Origin of the sequence: Candidatus Thiodictyon syntrophicum, from assembly GCF_002813775.1 — a bacterium.
Lineage (GTDB): Bacteria > Pseudomonadota > Gammaproteobacteria > Chromatiales > Chromatiaceae > Thiodictyon > Thiodictyon syntrophicum.
This window is the reverse complement of the sequence record NZ_CP020372.1, coordinates 83,196-101,109: the sequence shown is the minus strand read 5'-3', so window position 1 is coordinate 101,109 and position 17,914 is coordinate 83,196. Positions and strand designations below refer to the sequence as shown.

At 64.9% G+C, this 17,914-nt stretch carries 20 protein-coding genes; 18 read left to right on the top strand and 2 right to left on the bottom strand.

Annotation, left to right across the window (positions count from 1 at the left end):
* Positions 1 to 63: 63 nt before the first annotated feature.
* The 14 genes from bchL (at position 64) to THSYN_RS37090 (ending at position 11,896) form a co-directional block, all read left to right on the top strand.
* Complete coding sequence (gene bchL, locus THSYN_RS31680; protein ID WP_100923060.1) at positions 64 to 975, top strand: ferredoxin:protochlorophyllide reductase (ATP-dependent) iron-sulfur ATP-binding protein; 912 nt, start codon at positions 64 to 66, stop codon at positions 973 to 975.
* Positions 975 to 1,712 (top strand): magnesium protoporphyrin IX methyltransferase, encoded by a 738-nt coding sequence (gene bchM, locus THSYN_RS31675; RefSeq protein WP_100923059.1) that lies wholly within the window; start codon positions 975 to 977, stop codon positions 1,710 to 1,712. Before bchL ends, bchM begins: the two co-directional genes overlap by 1 nt.
* Entirely contained in the window at positions 1,709 to 3,142 is a 1,434-nt protein-coding gene (locus THSYN_RS31670) for a BCD family MFS transporter (RefSeq protein WP_100923058.1), read from the top strand. Before bchM ends, THSYN_RS31670 begins: the two co-directional genes overlap by 4 nt.
* A 23-nt stretch (positions 3,143 to 3,165) precedes the next feature.
* Positions 3,166 to 3,930, top strand: coding sequence for a photosynthetic reaction center subunit H (gene puhA / locus THSYN_RS31665; RefSeq protein WP_100923057.1), 765 nt, complete (start codon positions 3,166 to 3,168; stop codon positions 3,928 to 3,930).
* 8 nt (positions 3,931 to 3,938) lie between these two features.
* Positions 3,939 to 4,553, top strand: a complete 615-nt coding sequence (gene puhB / locus THSYN_RS31660; RefSeq protein ID WP_100923056.1) for a photosynthetic complex putative assembly protein PuhB — start codon at positions 3,939 to 3,941, stop codon at positions 4,551 to 4,553.
* Between the two features lie 78 nt (positions 4,554 to 4,631).
* On the top strand, positions 4,632 to 5,132 hold the full coding sequence (puhC, locus tag THSYN_RS31655; protein ID WP_100923055.1) for a photosynthetic complex assembly protein PuhC: 501 nt from the start codon (positions 4,632 to 4,634) through the stop codon (positions 5,130 to 5,132).
* 40 nt (positions 5,133 to 5,172) lie between these two features.
* The gene (gene puhE / locus THSYN_RS31650; protein ID WP_100923054.1) at positions 5,173 to 6,015 is read left to right on the top strand and encodes a putative photosynthetic complex assembly protein PuhE; all 843 of its coding nucleotides are present in this window, start codon (positions 5,173 to 5,175) and stop codon (positions 6,013 to 6,015) included.
* A gap of 275 nt (positions 6,016 to 6,290) precedes the next feature.
* On the top strand, positions 6,291 to 7,952 hold the full coding sequence (bchE, locus tag THSYN_RS31645) for a magnesium-protoporphyrin IX monomethyl ester anaerobic oxidative cyclase (RefSeq protein ID WP_100923053.1): 1,662 nt from the start codon (positions 6,291 to 6,293) through the stop codon (positions 7,950 to 7,952).
* A gap of 13 nt (positions 7,953 to 7,965) precedes the next feature.
* Positions 7,966 to 9,324, top strand: a complete 1,359-nt coding sequence (gene hemN / locus THSYN_RS31640) for an oxygen-independent coproporphyrinogen III oxidase (RefSeq protein WP_100923052.1) — start codon at positions 7,966 to 7,968, stop codon at positions 9,322 to 9,324.
* A 199-nt stretch (positions 9,325 to 9,523) separates the two neighbouring features.
* Positions 9,524 to 10,159 carry a bacteriochlorophyll 4-vinyl reductase gene (gene bchJ, locus THSYN_RS31635; RefSeq protein ID WP_100923051.1) on the top strand — a complete coding sequence of 212 codons (636 nt, stop codon included), beginning with the start codon at positions 9,524 to 9,526 and terminating at the stop codon, positions 10,157 to 10,159.
* Between the two features lie 270 nt (positions 10,160 to 10,429).
* The gene (locus tag THSYN_RS31630; RefSeq protein WP_100923050.1) at positions 10,430 to 10,657 is read left to right on the top strand and encodes a DUF433 domain-containing protein; all 228 of its coding nucleotides are present in this window, start codon (positions 10,430 to 10,432) and stop codon (positions 10,655 to 10,657) included.
* Positions 10,658 to 10,870: 213 nt separating this feature from the next.
* Positions 10,871 to 11,140 carry a hypothetical protein gene (locus tag THSYN_RS34620; protein ID WP_157818082.1) on the top strand — a complete coding sequence of 90 codons (270 nt, stop codon included), beginning with the start codon at positions 10,871 to 10,873 and terminating at the stop codon, positions 11,138 to 11,140.
* 167 nt (positions 11,141 to 11,307) lie between these two features.
* The gene (locus THSYN_RS31620; RefSeq protein WP_100923048.1) at positions 11,308 to 11,655 is read left to right on the top strand and encodes a DUF433 domain-containing protein; all 348 of its coding nucleotides are present in this window, start codon (positions 11,308 to 11,310) and stop codon (positions 11,653 to 11,655) included.
* Positions 11,567 to 11,896 (top strand): DUF5615 family PIN-like protein, encoded by a 330-nt coding sequence (locus THSYN_RS37090; protein ID WP_335582535.1) that lies wholly within the window; start codon positions 11,567 to 11,569, stop codon positions 11,894 to 11,896. Before THSYN_RS31620 ends, THSYN_RS37090 begins: the two co-directional genes overlap by 89 nt.
* Positions 11,897 to 12,021: 125 nt before the next feature.
* On the opposite strand, the gene THSYN_RS31610 is transcribed toward THSYN_RS37090, so the two are convergent.
* Together THSYN_RS31610 and THSYN_RS31605 are read right to left on the bottom strand one after the other, a co-directional pair.
* Complete coding sequence (locus THSYN_RS31610) at positions 12,022 to 12,231, bottom strand: hypothetical protein (protein WP_100923047.1); 210 nt, start codon at positions 12,229 to 12,231, stop codon at positions 12,022 to 12,024.
* Between the two features lie 48 nt (positions 12,232 to 12,279).
* Positions 12,280 to 13,644: an integron integrase gene (locus THSYN_RS31605; protein ID WP_269467352.1), complete on the bottom strand. Its 1,365-nt coding sequence runs from the start codon at positions 13,642 to 13,644 to the stop codon at positions 12,280 to 12,282.
* 178 nt (positions 13,645 to 13,822) lie between these two features.
* Between THSYN_RS31605 and THSYN_RS34615 the strand changes: the two genes are divergently transcribed.
* From THSYN_RS34615 to THSYN_RS34610, 4 genes are all read left to right on the top strand, one after another.
* Positions 13,823 to 14,479 (top strand): hypothetical protein, encoded by a 657-nt coding sequence (locus THSYN_RS34615; RefSeq protein ID WP_157818081.1) that lies wholly within the window; start codon positions 13,823 to 13,825, stop codon positions 14,477 to 14,479.
* A 343-nt stretch (positions 14,480 to 14,822) separates the two neighbouring features.
* Positions 14,823 to 15,671: a tyrosine-type recombinase/integrase gene (locus THSYN_RS31600; protein ID WP_100917453.1), complete on the top strand. Its 849-nt coding sequence runs from the start codon at positions 14,823 to 14,825 to the stop codon at positions 15,669 to 15,671.
* Complete coding sequence (locus THSYN_RS31595; RefSeq protein ID WP_100917452.1) at positions 15,664 to 16,821, top strand: IS91 family transposase; 1,158 nt, start codon at positions 15,664 to 15,666, stop codon at positions 16,819 to 16,821. Before THSYN_RS31600 ends, THSYN_RS31595 begins: the two co-directional genes overlap by 8 nt.
* 656 nt (positions 16,822 to 17,477) lie before the next feature.
* Positions 17,478 to 17,873 carry a hypothetical protein gene (locus THSYN_RS34610; RefSeq protein ID WP_157639661.1) on the top strand — a complete coding sequence of 132 codons (396 nt, stop codon included), beginning with the start codon at positions 17,478 to 17,480 and terminating at the stop codon, positions 17,871 to 17,873.
* Positions 17,874 to 17,914: the final 41 nt, after the last annotated feature.

The following is a 17,914-nucleotide window of genomic DNA, read 5'->3' as shown; positions in this document are numbered from 1 at the left end:
AGTACGTTAGTACGTTAGGAAAGTACGTTAGTACGTTAGTACGTGAGTACGGGGGCCGCAGCGATGTCGCGTGAAGTGGCTCTTCCCGTACTCCCGTACTCACGTACTTCCGTACCTCCCGATGGCGAGGGCAGCGTCCAGTTCCAGGAGGACGAGGCCATCGGCGGGCAGGCCAAGATCTTCGCGGTCTACGGCAAGGGCGGGATCGGCAAGAGCACGACCTCCTCGAACCTGTCGGTCGCCTTCTCCAAGCTCGGCAAACGGGTGCTGCAGATCGGCTGCGACCCCAAGCACGACTCCACCTTCACGCTCACCAAGTGCCTGGTGCCCACCGTGATCGATATCCTGGAGTCGGTCCAGTTCCATCCGGAGGAATTGCGGCCGGAAGACTACTGTTATGAGGGCTATAATGGCGTGATGTGCGTGGAGGCCGGCGGGCCCCCGGCGGGCACCGGCTGCGGCGGCTATGTGGTCGGCCAGACGGTGAAGCTCCTGAAACAACATCACCTCTTTGAGGACACCGATGTGGTGATCTTCGACGTGCTGGGCGACGTGGTCTGCGGCGGCTTCGCCACGCCCCTGCAGCACGCGGAGCGGGCGCTCATCGTCACCGCCAACGACTTCGATTCGATCTTCGCCATGAACCGGATCGCCGCGGCGATCATGGCCAAGGCCAAGAACTACCGGGTCCGCCTGGGCGGGGTCATCGCCAACCGCAGCGCCGAGACCGATCAGATCGACCGCTTCATCGACGCCGTGGGCTTGAAGCGTCTGGCCCACCTCCCGGACCTGGACGTGATCCGGCGCAGTCGGCTCAAGAAGTGCACCCTGTTCGAGATGGACCCGGGACCGGAGGTCGAACTGGCCAGGGCCCAATACATGCAACTCGCCGCCGCCCTCTGGGCCGGTACCGAGCCCCTGACCGCGCAACCGATGCGCGACCGCGATATCTTCGATTTTCTGGGATTCGATTGATGCCGACCAGCTCTTATCAAGAACGCCGCGGCGAGATCGAGACCTACTTCGACCGCACCGCCGCCGATGCCTGGGGCCGCCTCACCTCCGACGCCCCGGTCAGCCGGGTGCGCGCCACGGTGCGCGCCGGCCGGGACCTGATGCGGGCGACGCTGCTCGGTTGGCTGCCCGCGGATCTGACGGGTCGGCGGCTGCTCGATGCGGGTTGCGGCACCGGGGCCCTGGCGGTCGAGGCAGCGCGCCGCGGGGCAACCGTAGTCGCCATCGATGTGGCCCCGACCCTGATCGCCCTGGCGCAGGAGCGCAGCCCCAAGGATCTCGGCGTCGGCAGCCTCGAGTTTCTGGTGGGCGACATGACCGACCCGGCGCTCGGGACCTTCGACCATGTGGTCGCCATGGACTCGGTGATCCACTACCGCAGTGAGGACGTGGTCGTCCTGCTGGCCAAGGTGGCCGCCCGGACCCAGGGCTCCATCCTCTTCACCTATGCCCCGCGCACCCCGCTCCTGGCGGTGATGCACGCCGTGGGGCAGTTCTTCCCGCGCGGCGACCGCTCCCCCGCCATCGTGCCCGTCAGCCCCAAACGGCTGGCGCAACTGATCGCGGCGGAGGCGGGCCTCGCCGGCTGGCACCTGGGGCGCACCCAACGCATCACCCGCGGCTTTTACACCTCGCAGGCCCTGGAGTTGATCCGGGGGCCGAGTGGGGCGCCGATAGGGGGGCCGGCGCACCCATGAGGTCGATCGGCGCCATCGTCACCCACGGGTGGCTGCGGCTGGGGCCGCGCTTCCTGCCCTTCGCGGACGTCGGTACCCGGGAACTGCCCCTGGGCCGGCTGTTGCGCCTCGCCCTCTTTCAGGTCTCGGTCGGCATGGCCGTGGTGCTGCTCAACGGCACCCTGAACCGGGTGGCGGTCGTGGAACTGGGCATCCCGGTCTGGATCATCTCGGTCATGGTCTCGCTGCCGCTGCTGTTCGCGCCGCTGCGTGCCCTGATCGGCTTCCGCTCGGACCACCATGTGTCCGCGCTCGGCTGGCGGCGGGTCCCCTATATCTGGATGGGTACCCTGTTGCAGTTCGGCGGCTTCGCGATCATGCCCTTTGCGCTCCTGGTCCTGGGGGGCGACGCCCATTGGCAGGGTCCGATCGGCCCCATCGGCGCGGCGCTCGCCTTCCTGCTGGTCGGCGCCGGCCTGCACATCACCCAGACGGCCGGGCTCGCACTCGCCACCGACCTGGCCCCGCCGCAGGTCCGGCCGCGCGCCGTCGCCCTGCTCTATGTGATGCTGCTCCTGGGGATGCTGGTCAGTTCCCTGATCTTCGGCCAGATCCTCGCGGACTTCAGCCAGAAGCGCCTGATCCAGGTCCTGCAGGGGGCGGCCCTGGTCACCATGATCCTGAACGTGATCGCGCTGTGGAAACAGGAGGCCCGCAACCCGGCATTGACCCGTGCGGGCCGCGCCACCCCCGCCTTCCGCGACTCCTGGGCCGCCTATCTGCGCGGCGGCCGGGTCACGCGCCTCCTGGTGGCCCTGGGGCTCGGCACCGCCGCCTTCAGCATGCAGGACATCCTGCTGGAACCCTATGGCGGCCAGGTGCTGCACCTCACGGTCGGGGCGACCACCGAGCTCACGGCCCTGCTGGCGGGGGGCACGCTCCTGGCCTTCGGGCTGGCCGCGCGGCACTTAGGCCGCGGCGCCGACCCCTATCGCCTGGCGGGCCTGGGCGCCGTGGTCGGGGTCTTTGCCTTCGCCGCGGTCTTGCTGTCCGCGCCGCTGGGGTCCGCCGTCGTGTTCAGGATCGGCACCTTCCTGATCGGCTTCGGCGGCGGCCTCTTCTCGGTCGGCACCCTGACCGCCGCCATGGGCATGACCCAGGGCGACGAGAGCGGGCTGGCCCTGGGCGCCTGGGGCGCCGTGCAGGCGACCGCCGCCGGGCTCGCGATCGTGCTGGGCGGCACGCTGCGCGATGTCATCGGTGGACTGGCCGCGCAGGACGCACTGGGAGCCGCCCTGACGAGTCCGGCGGTCGGCTACGGGACCGTCTACGCGCTCGAGATTGTTTTACTTTTCATGACGCTGGCCGCCATCGGCCCACTCGCGGGCAGTTCCGCTGCGGGTCGCAAGACCGCGTCAAACAGCTTCGGCTTGGCCGAATTCCCCGGCTAGCCATTTGCCCTCGGGAGGGGAGTATGTTCGCAGCAGCACCTAGCTACATCGATTTCGGCCAGATCGCGATCTGGGCCTTTTGGTTTTTCTTCGCCGGACTGATTATCTACCTCCGGCGTGAGGATAAGCGGGAAGGATACCCGTTGGAGTCGGAGCGCTCCCCGTACATCAGGGTCGTCGGCTGGCCCGATCTGCCCGCACCCAAGACCTTTCTCCTGCCCCATGGCCACGGCACCGTGACCAAGCCGAGCCCGGAGGCCCCCGACCAGGTAAACGCCACCCCGGTCGAGCCCTGGCCCGGCGCCCCCCTGACCCCCACCGGCGACCCCATGCTGGCCCGCGTCGGCCCCGGCTCCTGCCCGACCCGCATGAACGAGGCCGATCTGACCCACGAGGGCCTGGACAAGATAGTCCCGATGCGTATCGCCAAGGAATTCTCGGTCGCCGAGGGCGATGCCGATCCGCGCGGCTTCGCGGTGATCGGCTGCGACGATCAGCAGGCCGGCACCATCTCCGAAATCTGGGTCGACCGCTCCGAGCCGCAGATCCGCTACCTTGAGGTCGATGTCAAGGGCGGCAAGCGCGTCCTGGTGCCCATGGGCTTCGCCCGTATCCTGAAGAGGAAGGGGCAGGTAAAGGTCGCTGCCATTACCGCCGCCCAGTTCGCCAATGTTCCGGTTCAAGCCAGCCCCAGCCGCATCACCCTGCGCGAAGAGGACCTGGTGTCGTCCTATTACGGCGGCGGCAAGCTCTATGCCGTCCCGGAACGCCTCGAGCCCTTCCTCTGAAGCCGTCAATGGCCGAGTACGACCACGAACCCGTACCGGGCCTGCCGGAGCGCCTCCCCCCCGGGGAGGCGCTGCTCTGGCAAGGTGTGCCGCGCTGGCAGTCCATGGCGCGGCACGCCTTCCACGCCCGCAAGGTGGTCTTCTATTTCATCGCACTGCTGATCCTGCTCCTGGCCTGGAACCTCCAGGGGGGCAAGTCGCTGGTCGTGGCCTTGGGCGGGGCCCTGTGGCTCGCGCTGCTGGGCGCCGTCGCGGTCGGCGTGCTGATTCTCCTCGCCTGGGCCATGAGCCGGGCGACGATCTATACGATCACCAGCCGGCGGGTGGTGATGCGCATCGGTGTGGCGATTCAGATCTGCATCAACATCCCATTCGCCCAGATCACCAGCGCCGGGCTGCGCCGCTACCCCGACGGGTCAGGGGACCTGCCGCTCACCCTCACCGGGCCGGTGCGCGCGTCCTATATCGTCCTGTGGCCCCACGCCCGCCCCTGGTATTTCTCGCCCCCCCAGCCCATGCTGCGCGCCGTCCCGGACGCCGCCAAGGTCGCCGAGATCCTGGCCGGCGCCCTGGCAAGCGCCCGCCCCGCCCAGCCTGACCCCGCGCCCGCGCCAACCCCATGAGCCCGATTCCCACTCCACCCGGGCCCGCGCCGCACTCCCTTCATCCTTCATCCCTCATCCTTCATCCTTGCTCCGATCATGGCTGACCCGTCCCCCAACGCCCACTTTCCTCGCAAGGTATTGATCGCGTTCGCCGCGCTGATCGGATTCTTCCTGGTCCTCGTGACCGCGGCGGTCCTGACCGGGTACAATGCCAGTCAAATGCCGCCCTCACCGGCGGTGTACAGCCGGGATCTCCGTTTTTCGGATCGACCCGACGGGACCACGCTGGTCCAGGACGCCACCGACGGCAGTACGGTGGCCGTGCTCCCGGTCGGCGGCGAGGGTTTCGTGCGCGGGTTATTGCGCACCACGTCCCGGGGGCGGCGCAACGCGAGTGTGCCGCCCGAGACGCCGTTCCGGCTGGCCCGGCTCGCCGATGGCCGGCTGAACCTGACCGACCTGGGAACGCAGCGGGTGATCGAATTGCGCTCCTTCGGCCCGGCCAATGACGCGGCATTTGCCGTTTTCCTGGGCAGCAAGGCCGCCTTGGTCACCGCGCCAGGCGCCCCGGCGGTGAAGACCGACGCTACCCATTAGCCCGCCCCCCGGACTCGGCCGGCGGAACCAGGAACCACGCATGCTCTCGTTTGTCGTCCCGGCGCTCTACGCCTTGTTCGTCTGGTGGCTGGGCACCGGCATCATCCTCTACCTGGACGGACTGCCCCAGCGGACCTATCGCTGGAGCCTGACCGGCGCGGCGGCGGCCCTGGTCGCGGGCGTCTATGGCCTGGTCCTGACCTGTACCGGGCTGTCCCTCGCCCATGTCTATTGCGGCTTCACCTGCGGCGTCCTGATCTGGGGGACGCTGGAGATGAGCTATTTCATGGGGCTCGTGAGCGGCCCCCGCAAGGCGCCCTGCCCGCCCGGGTGCGGGCCCTGGAAGCGCTTCGCGCTGGCCGTCGGGACCAGTCTCTACCACGAGGTCTCGGTAGTCGTCACCGGCGTCATCCTGATCGCCCTGTGTTGGGACCAGCCCAATCAGGTCGGGGTCTGGACCTACAGTGTCCTGTGGATCATGCGCTGGAGCGCCAAGCTCAATGTCTTCTTCGGGGTGCCCAACCTGCATACGGACTGGCTTCCCGAACACCTGCGATTCTTACAGACCTACATGGGTCAGCGACACATGAACTATCTGTTCCCGGTGTCGGTGACCCTGGGCACCGTGGGCGTCATACTCCTGGTCGGCCGGGCCCTGGATACCGACATCGCCCCATTCAGCGACACCAGTTACGTACTGACCGCAACACTCCTCGCCCTGGCGGTCCTGGAACATTGGTTCCTGGTGCTGCCGCTGCCGGACGAGGCCCTGTGGTCCTGGGCCTTCCAGCGGCGCGCCGATACCGGCGCAGCGCGGACGCCGGTGTGCCCCGCGTGCGCACAGGATCGGCCCCGAGTCCTGATCTCCCTGCGGGGCATCTGATCCCAGAAAGAGCAGTTTAGCCGCAAATGAACGCAAATTGACGCAAATAATCAGAGACTTGGCTTTTACTGCATATTCATCGTCCGGGTGACGCCGGCGACGATGATAACCAGTAGATTTATTTGCGCTTATTTGCGTTCATTTGCGGCCAAATACTCTTTTTAGGCTGATCGATCGGCCGGGGGGACGGACAAAAGCGCCGTGCGCGGCTCGCGCAAGGCCACTCAAGGGCCACTGAAGGCACCCATTCAGCGACAGTTTTTCGGAGGTGGACAATGCGCATTTTAATGATTCAGCCAAACTATCACGCGGGCGGCGCGGAGATTGCCGGCAACTGGCCCCCCGGCTGGGTCGCCTACATCGCCGGCGCCCTGAAGCAGGCGGGCTATACGGATGTCAGCTTCCTGGACGCGATGTGCGAGCACATGCCGGACGACGTGTTGCGCGAATATATCCGCAAGCACGCCCCGGACGTGGTGCTGGCGACCGCCATCACGCCGATGATCTACAAGGCCCAGACCACCCTCCAGTTGGCCCGCGAGGCGCTGCCCGGCTGCGTCACCATCCTGGGCGGCATTCACCCGACCTTCATGTATACACAGGTCCTGGGCGAGGCCCCCTGGATCGACTACATCGTGCGCGGCGAGGGCGAGGAGATCATCGTCAACCTGCTCCGCTCGGTCGAGAAGGGTACCGACAAAGAGGACCGCGCCCGCATCCAGGGCATCGCCTTCCTGGACGAGGCCGGCCAGGTGGTGGCCACCCCGGCGCACCCGGTGATCCAGGACCTGGACACCCTCACGCCCGACTGGTCCATCCTCAACTGGAACCACTACATCTATATCCCGCTGAACTGCCGGGTGGCGGTGCCGAACTTCGCCCGCGGCTGTCCCTTCACCTGTCGCTTCTGCTCCCAATGGAAGTTCTGGCGCACCTATCGTCATCGCAACCCGAAGAAGTTCGTCGATGAGGTCGAGATCCTGGTGCGCGACTACAACGTCCGGTTCATGATCCTGGCGGACGAGGAACCGACCATCTTCAAGCGTCAGTTCGTCGCCCTGTGCCAGGAACTGATCGACCGCAAGGTGAATATCCACTGGGGTATCAACACCCGCGTGACCGACATCATGCGTGACCGGGATCTCCTGCCCTTCTACCGCAAGGCCGGGCTGGTGCATGTGTCGCTCGGCACCGAGGCGGCCGCCCAGTTGAACCTGGACGTCTTCCGCAAGCAGACTACGGTGGAGCAGAACAAGCTCGCCGTGAAGCTCCTGCGCGATGCCGGCATCGTCGCCGAGGTCCAGTTCATCATGGGCCTGGAGAACGAGACCAAGGAGACCATCGAGGAGACCTACCGGTTGGCGCAGGACTGGAAGCCGGATATGGTCAACTGGAACATGTATACCCCCTGGCCCTTCGCCGAGCTGTTCGAGGACTTGGGCGATCGGGTCGAGGTGCGCGACTACTCCAAGTACAACTTCGTCACGCCCATCATGAAGCCCGAGGCCATGACGCGCGAGGAGGTCCTGAAGGGCGTGTTGCGCAATTACGCCCGCTTCTATGCGCGCAAGAGCTTCTTCGAATACCCCTGGATCAGGGACAAGTTCAAGCGCAGGTACATGCTCGGGTGTCTGAAGGCGTTCCTGAAGACCACCTGGAACAAGACGTTCTATGATCTTGAGCGCGTCAAGTACAAGGGCGGCATGTCGACCGAGATCGATCTGGGCTTCGACCAGTCCAAGGTCCTGACCCAGGAGCAGATCGCTGAACTGAAGATCAGCCGCCCCGACCTGTCGGCGGACGTCAACTTCAAGGGCACGCCGATCAAGATCCTGGCCTGCGGCGGACCCGATCAGCAAATCGACGAGGCCACCGGCCTGCCCCCGGCAGTCAGCGAGAAACCCGCGCCCCAGCGCCCCGTCGTATCGTCCGTATAGGGAGGATGCAGCCATGACCGCGGCCCTCTTCGCCGATATCCCACGGGAACTGATCGAACGCTTCGACCAGGCGACGAGTGACGCGGTCGGCCTCCCGCCGCCCGCGGGCGGGCAGCGGCAGGCGGCGGCGCACTATGCCGCGTCGCTGCGCGCGCTCGGCGGGCGCCCGGAGGAGCCGGTGGCACTCTATGTCCACCTGCCCTTCTGTCCGGTGCGCTGTCTCTATTGCGCCTGCCACACCACCGTCACCCACGACGGGACCAAGATCGACCGTTATCTGGACACCCTGGAGCGGGAACTGGACCTGGTCACCGAGCGGCTCGGCCGCGGCCGGGCCCTGGCCCAACTCCACTTGGGCGGTGGGACGCCCAACTATCTCACCGACTGCCAATTGATCCGCCTGATGGAGATGTTGGCACACCATTTCCGGATCGGCACCGACACCGCGACCAACATCGAATGCAATCCCCGGCGCACCTCGGCCGGGCAACTGGATCTCCTCAAGGGGCTCGGCTTCAAGGGCGTGAGCTTCGGTATCCAGGACCTGGACGCCCGGGTCCAGCACGCCATCGGGCGTGTCAATTCGGTGAGCCTGGTACGCGACGTCTGCGCCACCGCCCGCGACATCGGGTTCGATTGTATCAACCTGGACCTGATCTACGGGCTCCCCAACCAGACCCCCCAGGGCTTCGCCTCGACCCTGGACCGGGTCATCGAGATCAGCCCGGACCGGGTGCGCCTCTTCAGCTACGCCCACCACCCCACCACGCGCCCGCACCAATACGCCATCGACGCCGCCTCCCTGCCCGGCCCCGCCGAAAAGCTCGCCCTGCTCCACGGCGCGGTGCACACCTTCACCGAGTCCGGCTACAGTTGGATCGGGGTGGACTCTTTCGTCAGGAATGGCGACGAACTCGCCGACGCCCAGGCGGCCGGGACCCTGCGCCACACCTGTATCGGCTACACCTGCGGCCCGGCCCGCCACCTGCTGGCCTGCGGCACCAGCAGCCTGGGTGAGGTGGACGGGGTCTATGTGCAGAACGAGCCCAACGCCGACGCCTGGCGCAAGGCGATCGAGGCCGGACGCCTCCCCATCCTGTGGGGCCACCGCCTGAGCGACGACGACCAGCGACGCCATCAGGCCATTCAGCACCTCCTGTGCAACCTGGAGGTACCCCTGAACCTGCTGGCCGGTCTCGCGGCCGACTATGAACGACTGGTGCGCTGCGCCGAGCACGGCCTGGTCGAGGTCGGCACCGACCGCATCAAGGTCACCCCACGCGGGCGCTACTTCCTGCGCGGCCTCTGCACCCAAACCGAGCCCAGCCTCGGCTGGAGCAACAACCACTGGGGCGTGCCCCAACTGCGGTGACCTAAGAAAGAGTAATCAGCCGCAAATGAACGCCAATAAGCGCAAATAAATCCGCGAGTCCCGGTGATCATCCCATGAATCGGGCCGCTTCACGGACAGCACCGTCCAGGTTCTTGGTTATTTGCGTCCTTTTGCGTTCATTTGCGGCTAAATCCTCTTTCCCGGCTAACCCATTTAACAACCCAAGCAGGATCAGCCCATGGGCGCCAACGAGCCACACCATCAGACCGCCGGGGGCCCGGACCAACCCGCCCGGATCGGACCCAACGCCATCCTGCGCGTTATCGAGGCCTTGGGCGCCGGCCCGGATGCCGCGGCCACACCGCGCATCTTCGCGCAGGCCGGACTCTCCCACTACCTTGAAACCCCGCCCACCGAAATGGTGGACGAACGCGAGGTCACCGCGCTACACCAGGCCCTGCGTGACATTCTCGGCATCAAACAGGCGCGCCAGATCGGCGCCGACGCCGGGCGGCGCACCGGCGACTACCTGCTCGCCAACCGCATCCCCCGCCCGGTGCAACGCTTGCTCAAACTCCTGCCGCGCGCACTCGCCGCCCGGGTCCTGCTCAGGGCGATCGAGAAGAACTCCTGGACCTTCGCCGGCGGCGCCCGCTTCAGCACCCAGTCCGGCTGCCCCACCCGCTTCATCCTCGACGGCTCCCGCGTCTGCCGCGGCACCCGCTCCCCGCTGCCCCTGTGCGACTTCTACGGCGCCACCTTCGAGCGCCTCTTCCGGGAACTGGTCGACCCCGAGGTCCGCGTCGTCGAGGTCCAGTGCCAGGCGATGGGCAACCCCACCTGCGTCTTCGAGGTGCGCAGCGACGGCCAGTAGGCCGTCGCTATGGTTTTTTTCTAATGGCAAAGGTCTGCCGCGCGGACCCGGGCGTCGGTCTTGATCATCGGTCCGGCCGCCGTCCGGCAGTCCGCACCGGAGGTCGAGGCTTTAGCCGGACCAGCGCCGCGGATCTGTGATGTCGGCCGGCTGAAGCCTCGACCTCCTGTCTTCTTGCGGCCGGAACGATAATCGAGGCCAGATCCGCCATGGCCCTATCCCCCATAACCCGCTGCTTTCGTGCACAGCAGCCTTTTCCGGAGCCGAGCAATGGACTACCGCGAACGCATCACGATCGAACCCGACAAGCGCGGCGGAAAGCCGTGCATCCGCGGTCTTCGTATCACTGTCTACGACATTCTCGGCTACCTGGCCGCGGGAATGAGCGAAGCCGAGATATTGGATGACTTTCCGGATCTTGAACCGGCGGATATCCGCGCCTCACTGGCCTTTGCCGCCGACTTTGAGCATCGCCTCATGGTGGCACCAAGCCGGTGAAACTGCTACTCGACCACCCGATTTGCCGCTTCATCGAAGAATCGACCGCGGACTTCCTGGTAGTCTCATAGCCAGGCACCGGCGCAACGGGCTAGCAAGCGCGCCCGTAGGGTCCGCTGTGCGGACCACCGGCCGCGCAGTCCCGTAGGATGGGTAGAGCGCAGCGAAACCCATCGTTGCGCTGCTTCAATCAATTCCGTCAAGGCCATCACCATGAAAACACTTGAGACTGACGTGGAGATCAACCCCGACGGCAGTATCAAATTGCTGTCGCCTTTGCCCGGCTGGTTGACACCGGGACGCCGACGACTCTTGCTTGTGGTAGACGAACCTCTGAGCACAAGTGCCGCCCTACCGGCCGCGGAAACCCTGCTCGATGCCTTGAGACGCGTGCGAGAGCTCGCCACCTTCAGCAAGATCGATGATCCCGTCGCCTGGCAACGAAAAATACGAAGAGACCGCCCGCTCCCCGGAAGGGATTGAGATGGTTCTCGAACCTGCGCCAGCGCCGCAAGATCAGGCTCGCGGACGCGATTATCGCCGCCACTGCCTTAGTCTACGCCCTTCCGCTGGTCACAAGGAACGTCGATGATTACAAGCATATTACTGCTCTGACCCTCATCAATCCCTTCGCGCCGAGCGCATCATGAATGGAACTTGCCCTGAAAAGTGAACCCCCGCCCTTACAGGAAGACGCCCACGGCGTCATCCGCATCGGTCAGACCCGGGTGGCCTTAGAGAGCGTCATCGGCCTCTTCGAGCAGGGCGCATCGGCAGAAGAGATCGCCCTGCGCTTCGATGCTTTAGACCTCCACACCGTCTACGCAACCCTGACCTACTACCTCAGCCACCGGCAAGAGGTACAGGATTACATGCACCGTCAGCGCCAGTCCTCCGCCCGCGCCCGGCATGAGGCGGCCCTGCGATCACCGCCGGATCAGGTACGTGCCCGCATCGCGCAACGGGAGAAAACGACCGATGTTGCGCCTGCTCGCTGACGAAAACCTGGACAGCAACATCGCTCGCGGAGTCGTGCGCCGCCTCCCCGGTATCGACTTGGTGCGGGTGCAGGCTGTCGGGCTCTGTGGGGACGATGACCCGACCGTTCTGGGGTGGGCCGCGGAGCAGGGACGCGTTCTTATCACCCACGACGTAGCAACCGTGAGGCACTTTGCCTATGAGCGGCGTCGTTGTCGTAATCGTGGTCGGATTATTCGATTACGACAACGACAACGATAGCGTACATCAGGCGGGACGGGGTATTCACCCCGTCCCGAACGTTTTAGGTGCCGCCGACAAGAGCCGCGGCTATTGGACGCCGCCTACCCGGGGGCCGGAACTGTACCAAAAGACCTGCGCGCGCTTCACTCAAAGTCCCGCGAGCCCTCCGCGTCCCAGGCCAGCGGCTCCTCGTCGGTCGCAAACTCATCGCGGGCGGGCGGTACTGACCGATACACAGCAGCATCCCCACCCGGCCGCGCGGTCATCAGCCGCAGCAGACGCCCGCGCTCGCGCGGCGTCAGGCACGCGACGATCGGAAGAACATCTTCAGCGGTCAGCGCTTTGGACATCATTGGAGTGTAGCATCCCGCGGCCGTCCCGCGCGCGCCCAGACCCGGCCCCTACCACGCATCCAGCGGACTACGCACCGGCACCACCCCCGGCCGATTGAGCACATGGGTATAGATCATCGTCGTCGACACGTCCGCATGTCCCAGCAGTTCCTGCACCGTGCGGATATCGTAGCCCGCCTCCAGCAGATGGGTCGCGAACGAATGCCGCAACGCATGGCTGTTGACCCGCTTCGGCAGCCCGGCGCGTTGCCCGGCCGCCTTGATCTCCATCTGCAATGACGACTCGTGCAGATGATGGCGGCGCACCTCCCCCGACTTGGGGTCCTGCGACAACCGGCTGCTCGGAAACACGTACTGCCAGATCCACTCGCGCGCCGCGTTCGGGTACTTACGCCCCAAGGCATCCGGCAGATACACTGAGCCCGCCCCCGCCGCCAGGTCCCGCTCGTGCAGGGTCCTCACCCGCGCAAGATGCGCCTCCACCGGCTCCCGCAGGCGCTCCGGCAAGGGCACGATCCGATCCTTCCCGCCCTTCCCGTTGCGCACCACGATTGAGCGATTCCCAAAGTCCACGTCGGCCGCCCGCAGCCGCACACACTCCATCAGCCGCATCCCGGTCCCGTACATCAGCCGCGCCATCAGGCCAAAGGTCCCGTCCATCGCCTCACACAACCGGCGCACCTCCTCCCGGGTCAGCACCACCGGCAGCCTCTGCTGGCGCTTCGGCCGGGAGAAACGCACGTCCTCCAAGGGCCGTTCCAACACCTGCTTGAACAGGAAGGCCACCGCGCTGTAGGCTAGGCCCTGGGTCTTGGCCGACACCGACCGGTCCACCGCCAGGTGCGTAAGGAACCGCTGCACGTCCTCAACCCCGAGGGCCTCCGTCGGCTTGTCCCCGCAGAACGCCAGGAACCGGTGACACCAATCCACATAGGCCTGCTCGGTGCGGATCGAGTACTGCATCGCGCGGATGGTCCGCGCCAGGGTCTCCAGGAGCGGGAAGGCCGCCGCCGCACCGGCGAACCGCGGACCCGCACCCGGCGCCTGCGACTTCCCAAGGGTCGGATGGTCCGGCGCCAACGTCTTGCCGCCGGCCTTCCACCAGTCCCAATCGATACCCTTTCCGACCGGGGCTTGACTTAGGTCAACTAAAAGCAGTTGCAAAGCATCGACGATTTGGCGAAACTGCCACCCGGTCACTTGCCCTTGGCTCGACACCTCCTGGAGGTAGCCGGTGACCTGCTCGGCCGTCAGGCTGGACAAGGACACCGGGCGTAGCGCCTTCAGGAACGCCTCGACCCGGCGCACGTACCAGGGACGCATCTTCTCCGGCACGCCGCGGTGGATCAGGAGATCCAGGTAGCGGTCCCAGTTGGAGGGGGTGCCGTCTTCGCGGCGGGGCGGGGTTGGCATGGTTGGCATGGTTGGTTTAGGATACTAGTGGTCTAGACTGGATTCAGTCTAGACTACTAGTATCCTAGTACAAGCTAGTCCACAAGCGGCCCGCGCCAGCCTAGTCCGGCGTCGGCCCGTCTCGAGCTAGCACACGTTAGGCAACCAAACTATGTCGACTCGTCAATAGGAGAAACCCATGCGCACTGCTTTTTTGCCCTTTGCCGTCTTATCCTTGCTTCCACTCGCCCTATTTCCCATGATTGGGGCATCTGAACCAATCTCTGGGCCTTCAGGAAGCGTAACCGAACAGCAGAATCCGCAACTGCGACCAAGTTCTGGCGGTGCCGAAGGGTCCGAAATTCCAAAACCTGCCGACAACCCTTCGCCGAAGAGCCCCGGCGCCAAAGAAACAGTGGGTCAGTCAAGCCCGGCGACATCTGAAAAACCAACCAAGGAACCAACCAAGCAAGAAACGGATGCGGCGATTGGCCTAGCGCAAACGCTCCAGCGAATGAGGCCTGAGTTCTCCAAGAGTTATAAGGAAGGGAAAGGTGGAGAACTGATCCTAGTCCACGAAGGAGTGAGCCGACCGGCGTCATACACGAAAGACCTGAAAAAACTGCGCTTGCAGTTGAAAAAAGGAGCTAACCCCGCGCTGGTCTCCATTCAGGGGTTTACGCCGGACTCAAATACATTGATAGGACGTAGTACTGATGGTCGCGATGTACATATGTTCAAACCCGGAAGCCCCGGAAAAATTGTTCCAGCGAAAGAGGGAGGCATGTCTCTTATCGACTATTGTATTGCAATTGATCTAGGGGACGATTGCAAACTTCTAAACGGCGGCAAATAGGTGATACGGTAGGGAATATGGGGCTAAGCTTGAGCAAAGGGGCCAGCCTCAATTACGTAATCCAAGAATGCCTAACCTAAGAGCCTAACCTTTGTCTCAAAAGCGAGCGCGCGCCACAGGCGTCGCGCTAAATGGCTAGCTCATCAGGGGCGCGCGCCGCTTTAGACTTCACGTTGAACTAATCCGCTCCGCGGGGCCTTCCGCGGCCATCCCGCAGCGCCATTGAATAGCGAATGAAGCGCGGATAAGCCCAGCCGTCCCACGGTTACCCGCGGCCCCGCCCCGTCCCCCATCGTCCACACTCGTAACGGCCCACTCCGGGTCGTTGACCGAGAACCAGACGATGACACCCCTGCGTCAGCAGATGATCACGGCCATGCAGATGCATGGCTTCTCGCCGCGCACCCACGAAAGCTATCTCGACGCGGTGCGTGACCTCGCCAAATTCACCCGGCGCTCCCCGGACACCCTGGAGCACGCCGATCTCACGCGCTACTTCGAGCATCTGGTGGTGCAGCGCAGTTTGGCCCCGGCCAGCGTGCGGCTGATGTACAACGGCATCCGCTTCTTCTATCTGCGGGTGCTCGGCTGGCCGACGGTCGACCTGGAGGTCACCTTACCCAAGCGCCCGCAGCGCATCCCGGAGCTGCTCACCCGCGGCGCGGTCGCCGCCATCCTGGCCGCCTGCGACAATCCGCGTTACCGCATGATGTTGACGGTCTGCTATGGCTGCGGACTGCGCCTGAGCGAAGTCCTGGCCCTGCGGGTGCAGGACATCGACGGCGAGCGCCGACTGCTGCGGATCACCCAGGGCAAGGGGGCGAAGGACCGCCTGGTCCCACTCTCACCGACCCTGCTGGAGGCGTTGCGGGACTATTGGCGCCTCTATCGGCCAGCGGATTGGCTGTTCGCCGGGCGCGCCGGGACGCCGCTGTCGCCGACCGGCTTGCAGAAGGCCTTCACCGACGCCAAGCGCCAGGCCGGCGTAACCACGGTCGGCGGGATCCATGGGCTGCGCCACGCCTACGCCACCCATCAATTGGCGGGCGGGTTGTCGGTGGAGCGCCTGCAACGGTTGATGGGCCACCGCAGCATCCAGACCACCCTGCGCTATGTGCATTGGCTGCCCAGTGCCAGCGAGGGCGAAGGGACCCTGGACCTGCTTGCCCAATTGGAGGCCGGCCATGGCTAATACCTCCCTGCAAGCGGTCATGGCGGCGTGCCTGTCCGGTTATGCCGAACATCACCCGTTGAGCCCGCACCAATGGCAGGTCTGTCATCACATCCTGGACTGTCGTACCGCCGCGCTGGGCGGCTTCGCCCTGGAATGCGACCAGTGTGGGGATTGCCCCTTCCTCTATCACGCCTGCCGTGATCGCCATTGCCCGCGCTGCCAACGCCGGGCCTCCGAGGAATGGGTCGAACGCCAGCGTGCGGCGGTGCTGCCGGTGACCTATCACCATCTGGTCTTCACGCTACCCGACACCCTCAACGGCTGGGTCGAGGTCCACCCCGAGGTGATCTACGCCTTGCTGTTCGAGACGGTGTGGGCGACCCTGTCCGCCTTCGCTGAGGACCCCAAGCGCCTGGACGGGCAGTTGGGGATGACGGCGATGCTGCACACCTGGGGGCAGACGCTGGTACGCCATGTCCACCTGCACTGTCTGGTGCCGGGCGGGGCCTTTGGCGCCGACGGGACCTGGCATCCGGCCAAGAGTACCTATCTGTTCCCGGTGCGGGCGCTGTCGCGGCACTTCCGCGGCGGTTTGGTCAGCCGGTTGCGCCGGGCCTTCAAAGACGGGCGACTGTCGCGCCTCACGGCCGCGGAGGTTGACCGCGTCCTCAACGCCCTGATGCAGCCCGAGTGGGTGGTCTATTCCAAGCCTTGTCTGGCGCGCACCGACACCGTGATCGAGTACTTGGGCCGCTACAGCCATCGCATCGCCCTGTCGGACCGGCGGCTGCTGGCCTTCGATGAAGAGGACGACACGGTGGACGTCCGCTACAAGGACTACCGCGACGGCAGTCGCAACAAGGTCATGACCCTGACCGGCGAGGAACTGATCCGGCGCTTCCTGCTGCACGTCTTACCCAAAGGGTTCATGCGCGTTCGTCATTTCGGTTTCCTGGCCAACCGCTGCCGGGCGCGCTGTCTGGCGCTGATCCGTGCGGCGCTGGCGGCCCCGCCGCCGACGCCGGAACCCGCCACGGCACCGGCGGCGACGGCGCCCTTTGACGGCTATCCCTGTCCCAAGTGCCGCACTGGGCGCTTGCACGTCACCGCGCACCTGGCCCCGCTACGGCGTGGTCAGGGGGTTTCGCTGATGCCCGCCACCTGCTAAGCCTCAGCGCCCGCCGGCCGTCCGGGACAGGCCGCCCGCGGCCTGCGTTCGCGCTCGCCCAACATCCGGGAAATGGGCTACACTTCGTCCTCAATAGCCCGTTGTCCAGCCCCGCGGAGCCCTGCGGAGGCCCGCTTGGTGCCGCACCGAGCGGCATCCGGGTGCTGCAACGTGGTCCGGGACCGACCGGCGCCCCGGCCTCAGGGATACAATTCCCTCTCTTAAAGAGGACCGCGGCCGCAGCAGGCGTCGTGCCAGGAGCGGATTAGTCCAACAAACGTTTATCCGTCGTGCGCGCGCGGCGTCGCGCTCCGACTCGGGGTCAGTTGGGCGCGCACGACGGATAAACGCTTATTCGTTAGGCCAAAGAACACACCGTAGGAGTATTGTATGGAATATCAATTGAGCGCCTTCCTCATGCATTGGGGACAGTTGATAGAAATTCTGCTTTTGGCTGTGATCGCTTTTGCGACGATTACCAAGTAGATATTTCGGGCGAAAAAGGGGGAAAAAGGGGCAAGGCGAATTTGAAACAGCAAATAGCTTTTGGCTTAAGAGCGAGCGCGCTTTACGGGCGTCGTGCTAATTCGCAGGCTCCGTGCGGGCGTGCGTCGCTTTCGGCTTCACGTGTTAGGCTTTAACTAGAGGTTACTCGTATGCAGCAAATCGTTGTGCAACCGGTTCAATGGGCAAAGATCCCCGACATGGAAACGATGTCGCACGATCTAGACGCAAGCGATGCAGCCTGTTTCGCAGAGCTTAGAAAAGTTCTCGAAGAACACGGTAAACTTGATCGCTTTGGCGTGACACTAATTCATAGGCATTTTCATTTAGATGAAGATGAGTGTCTTATCGAGTCGGTCGACGTTGACGAGCGCGTTTTGACTGTTCGCCCGATAAGGAAAGATTCGCTTCCTACTGCCGTTCAAACACAATGGAGTCTTGCCAATCGAGACCCGCTTCAATGGTGCGAACAGTATTGTCATTACTCAGGAGGAACGCACCACTCCGGGCATCAACCTCACATAACCCAGGATGCTCAGCCGAACTAAAGCGTTGGCTCTTATCCTGTAAGAGTGCCGGGCGCTGCCCG

Bases quoted from the DNA above. Each gene is read 5' to 3' on its own strand.
- bchL (WP_100923060.1), top strand. From the start codon at position 64: ATGTCGCGTGAAGTGGCTCTTCCCGTACTCCCGTACTCACGTACTTCC.
- bchM (WP_100923059.1), top strand. From the start codon at position 975: ATGCCGACCAGCTCTTATCAAGAACGCCGCGGCGAGATCGAGACCTAC.
- THSYN_RS31670 (WP_100923058.1), top strand. From the start codon at position 1,709: ATGAGGTCGATCGGCGCCATCGTCACCCACGGGTGGCTGCGGCTGGGG.
- puhA (WP_100923057.1), top strand. From the start codon at position 3,166: ATGTTCGCAGCAGCACCTAGCTACATCGATTTCGGCCAGATCGCGATC.
- puhB (WP_100923056.1), top strand. From the start codon at position 3,939: ATGGCCGAGTACGACCACGAACCCGTACCGGGCCTGCCGGAGCGCCTC.
- puhC (WP_100923055.1), top strand. From the start codon at position 4,632: ATGGCTGACCCGTCCCCCAACGCCCACTTTCCTCGCAAGGTATTGATC.
- puhE (WP_100923054.1), top strand. From the start codon at position 5,173: ATGCTCTCGTTTGTCGTCCCGGCGCTCTACGCCTTGTTCGTCTGGTGG.
- bchE (WP_100923053.1), top strand. From the start codon at position 6,291: ATGCGCATTTTAATGATTCAGCCAAACTATCACGCGGGCGGCGCGGAG.
- hemN (WP_100923052.1), top strand. From the start codon at position 7,966: ATGACCGCGGCCCTCTTCGCCGATATCCCACGGGAACTGATCGAACGC.
- bchJ (WP_100923051.1), top strand. From the start codon at position 9,524: ATGGGCGCCAACGAGCCACACCATCAGACCGCCGGGGGCCCGGACCAA.
- THSYN_RS31630 (WP_100923050.1), top strand. From the start codon at position 10,430: ATGGACTACCGCGAACGCATCACGATCGAACCCGACAAGCGCGGCGGA.
- THSYN_RS34620 (WP_157818082.1), top strand. From the start codon at position 10,871: ATGAAAACACTTGAGACTGACGTGGAGATCAACCCCGACGGCAGTATC.
- THSYN_RS31620 (WP_100923048.1), top strand. From the start codon at position 11,308: ATGGAACTTGCCCTGAAAAGTGAACCCCCGCCCTTACAGGAAGACGCC.
- THSYN_RS37090 (WP_335582535.1), top strand. From the start codon at position 11,567: ATGAGGCGGCCCTGCGATCACCGCCGGATCAGGTACGTGCCCGCATCG.
- THSYN_RS31610 (WP_100923047.1), bottom strand. From the start codon at position 12,231: ATGATGTCCAAAGCGCTGACCGCTGAAGATGTTCTTCCGATCGTCGCG.
- THSYN_RS31605 (WP_269467352.1), bottom strand. From the start codon at position 13,644: ATGCCAACCCCGCCCCGCCGCGAAGACGGCACCCCCTCCAACTGGGAC.
- THSYN_RS34615 (WP_157818081.1), top strand. From the start codon at position 13,823: ATGCGCACTGCTTTTTTGCCCTTTGCCGTCTTATCCTTGCTTCCACTC.
- THSYN_RS31600 (WP_100917453.1), top strand. From the start codon at position 14,823: ATGACACCCCTGCGTCAGCAGATGATCACGGCCATGCAGATGCATGGC.
- THSYN_RS31595 (WP_100917452.1), top strand. From the start codon at position 15,664: ATGGCTAATACCTCCCTGCAAGCGGTCATGGCGGCGTGCCTGTCCGGT.
- THSYN_RS34610 (WP_157639661.1), top strand. From the start codon at position 17,478: ATGCAGCAAATCGTTGTGCAACCGGTTCAATGGGCAAAGATCCCCGAC.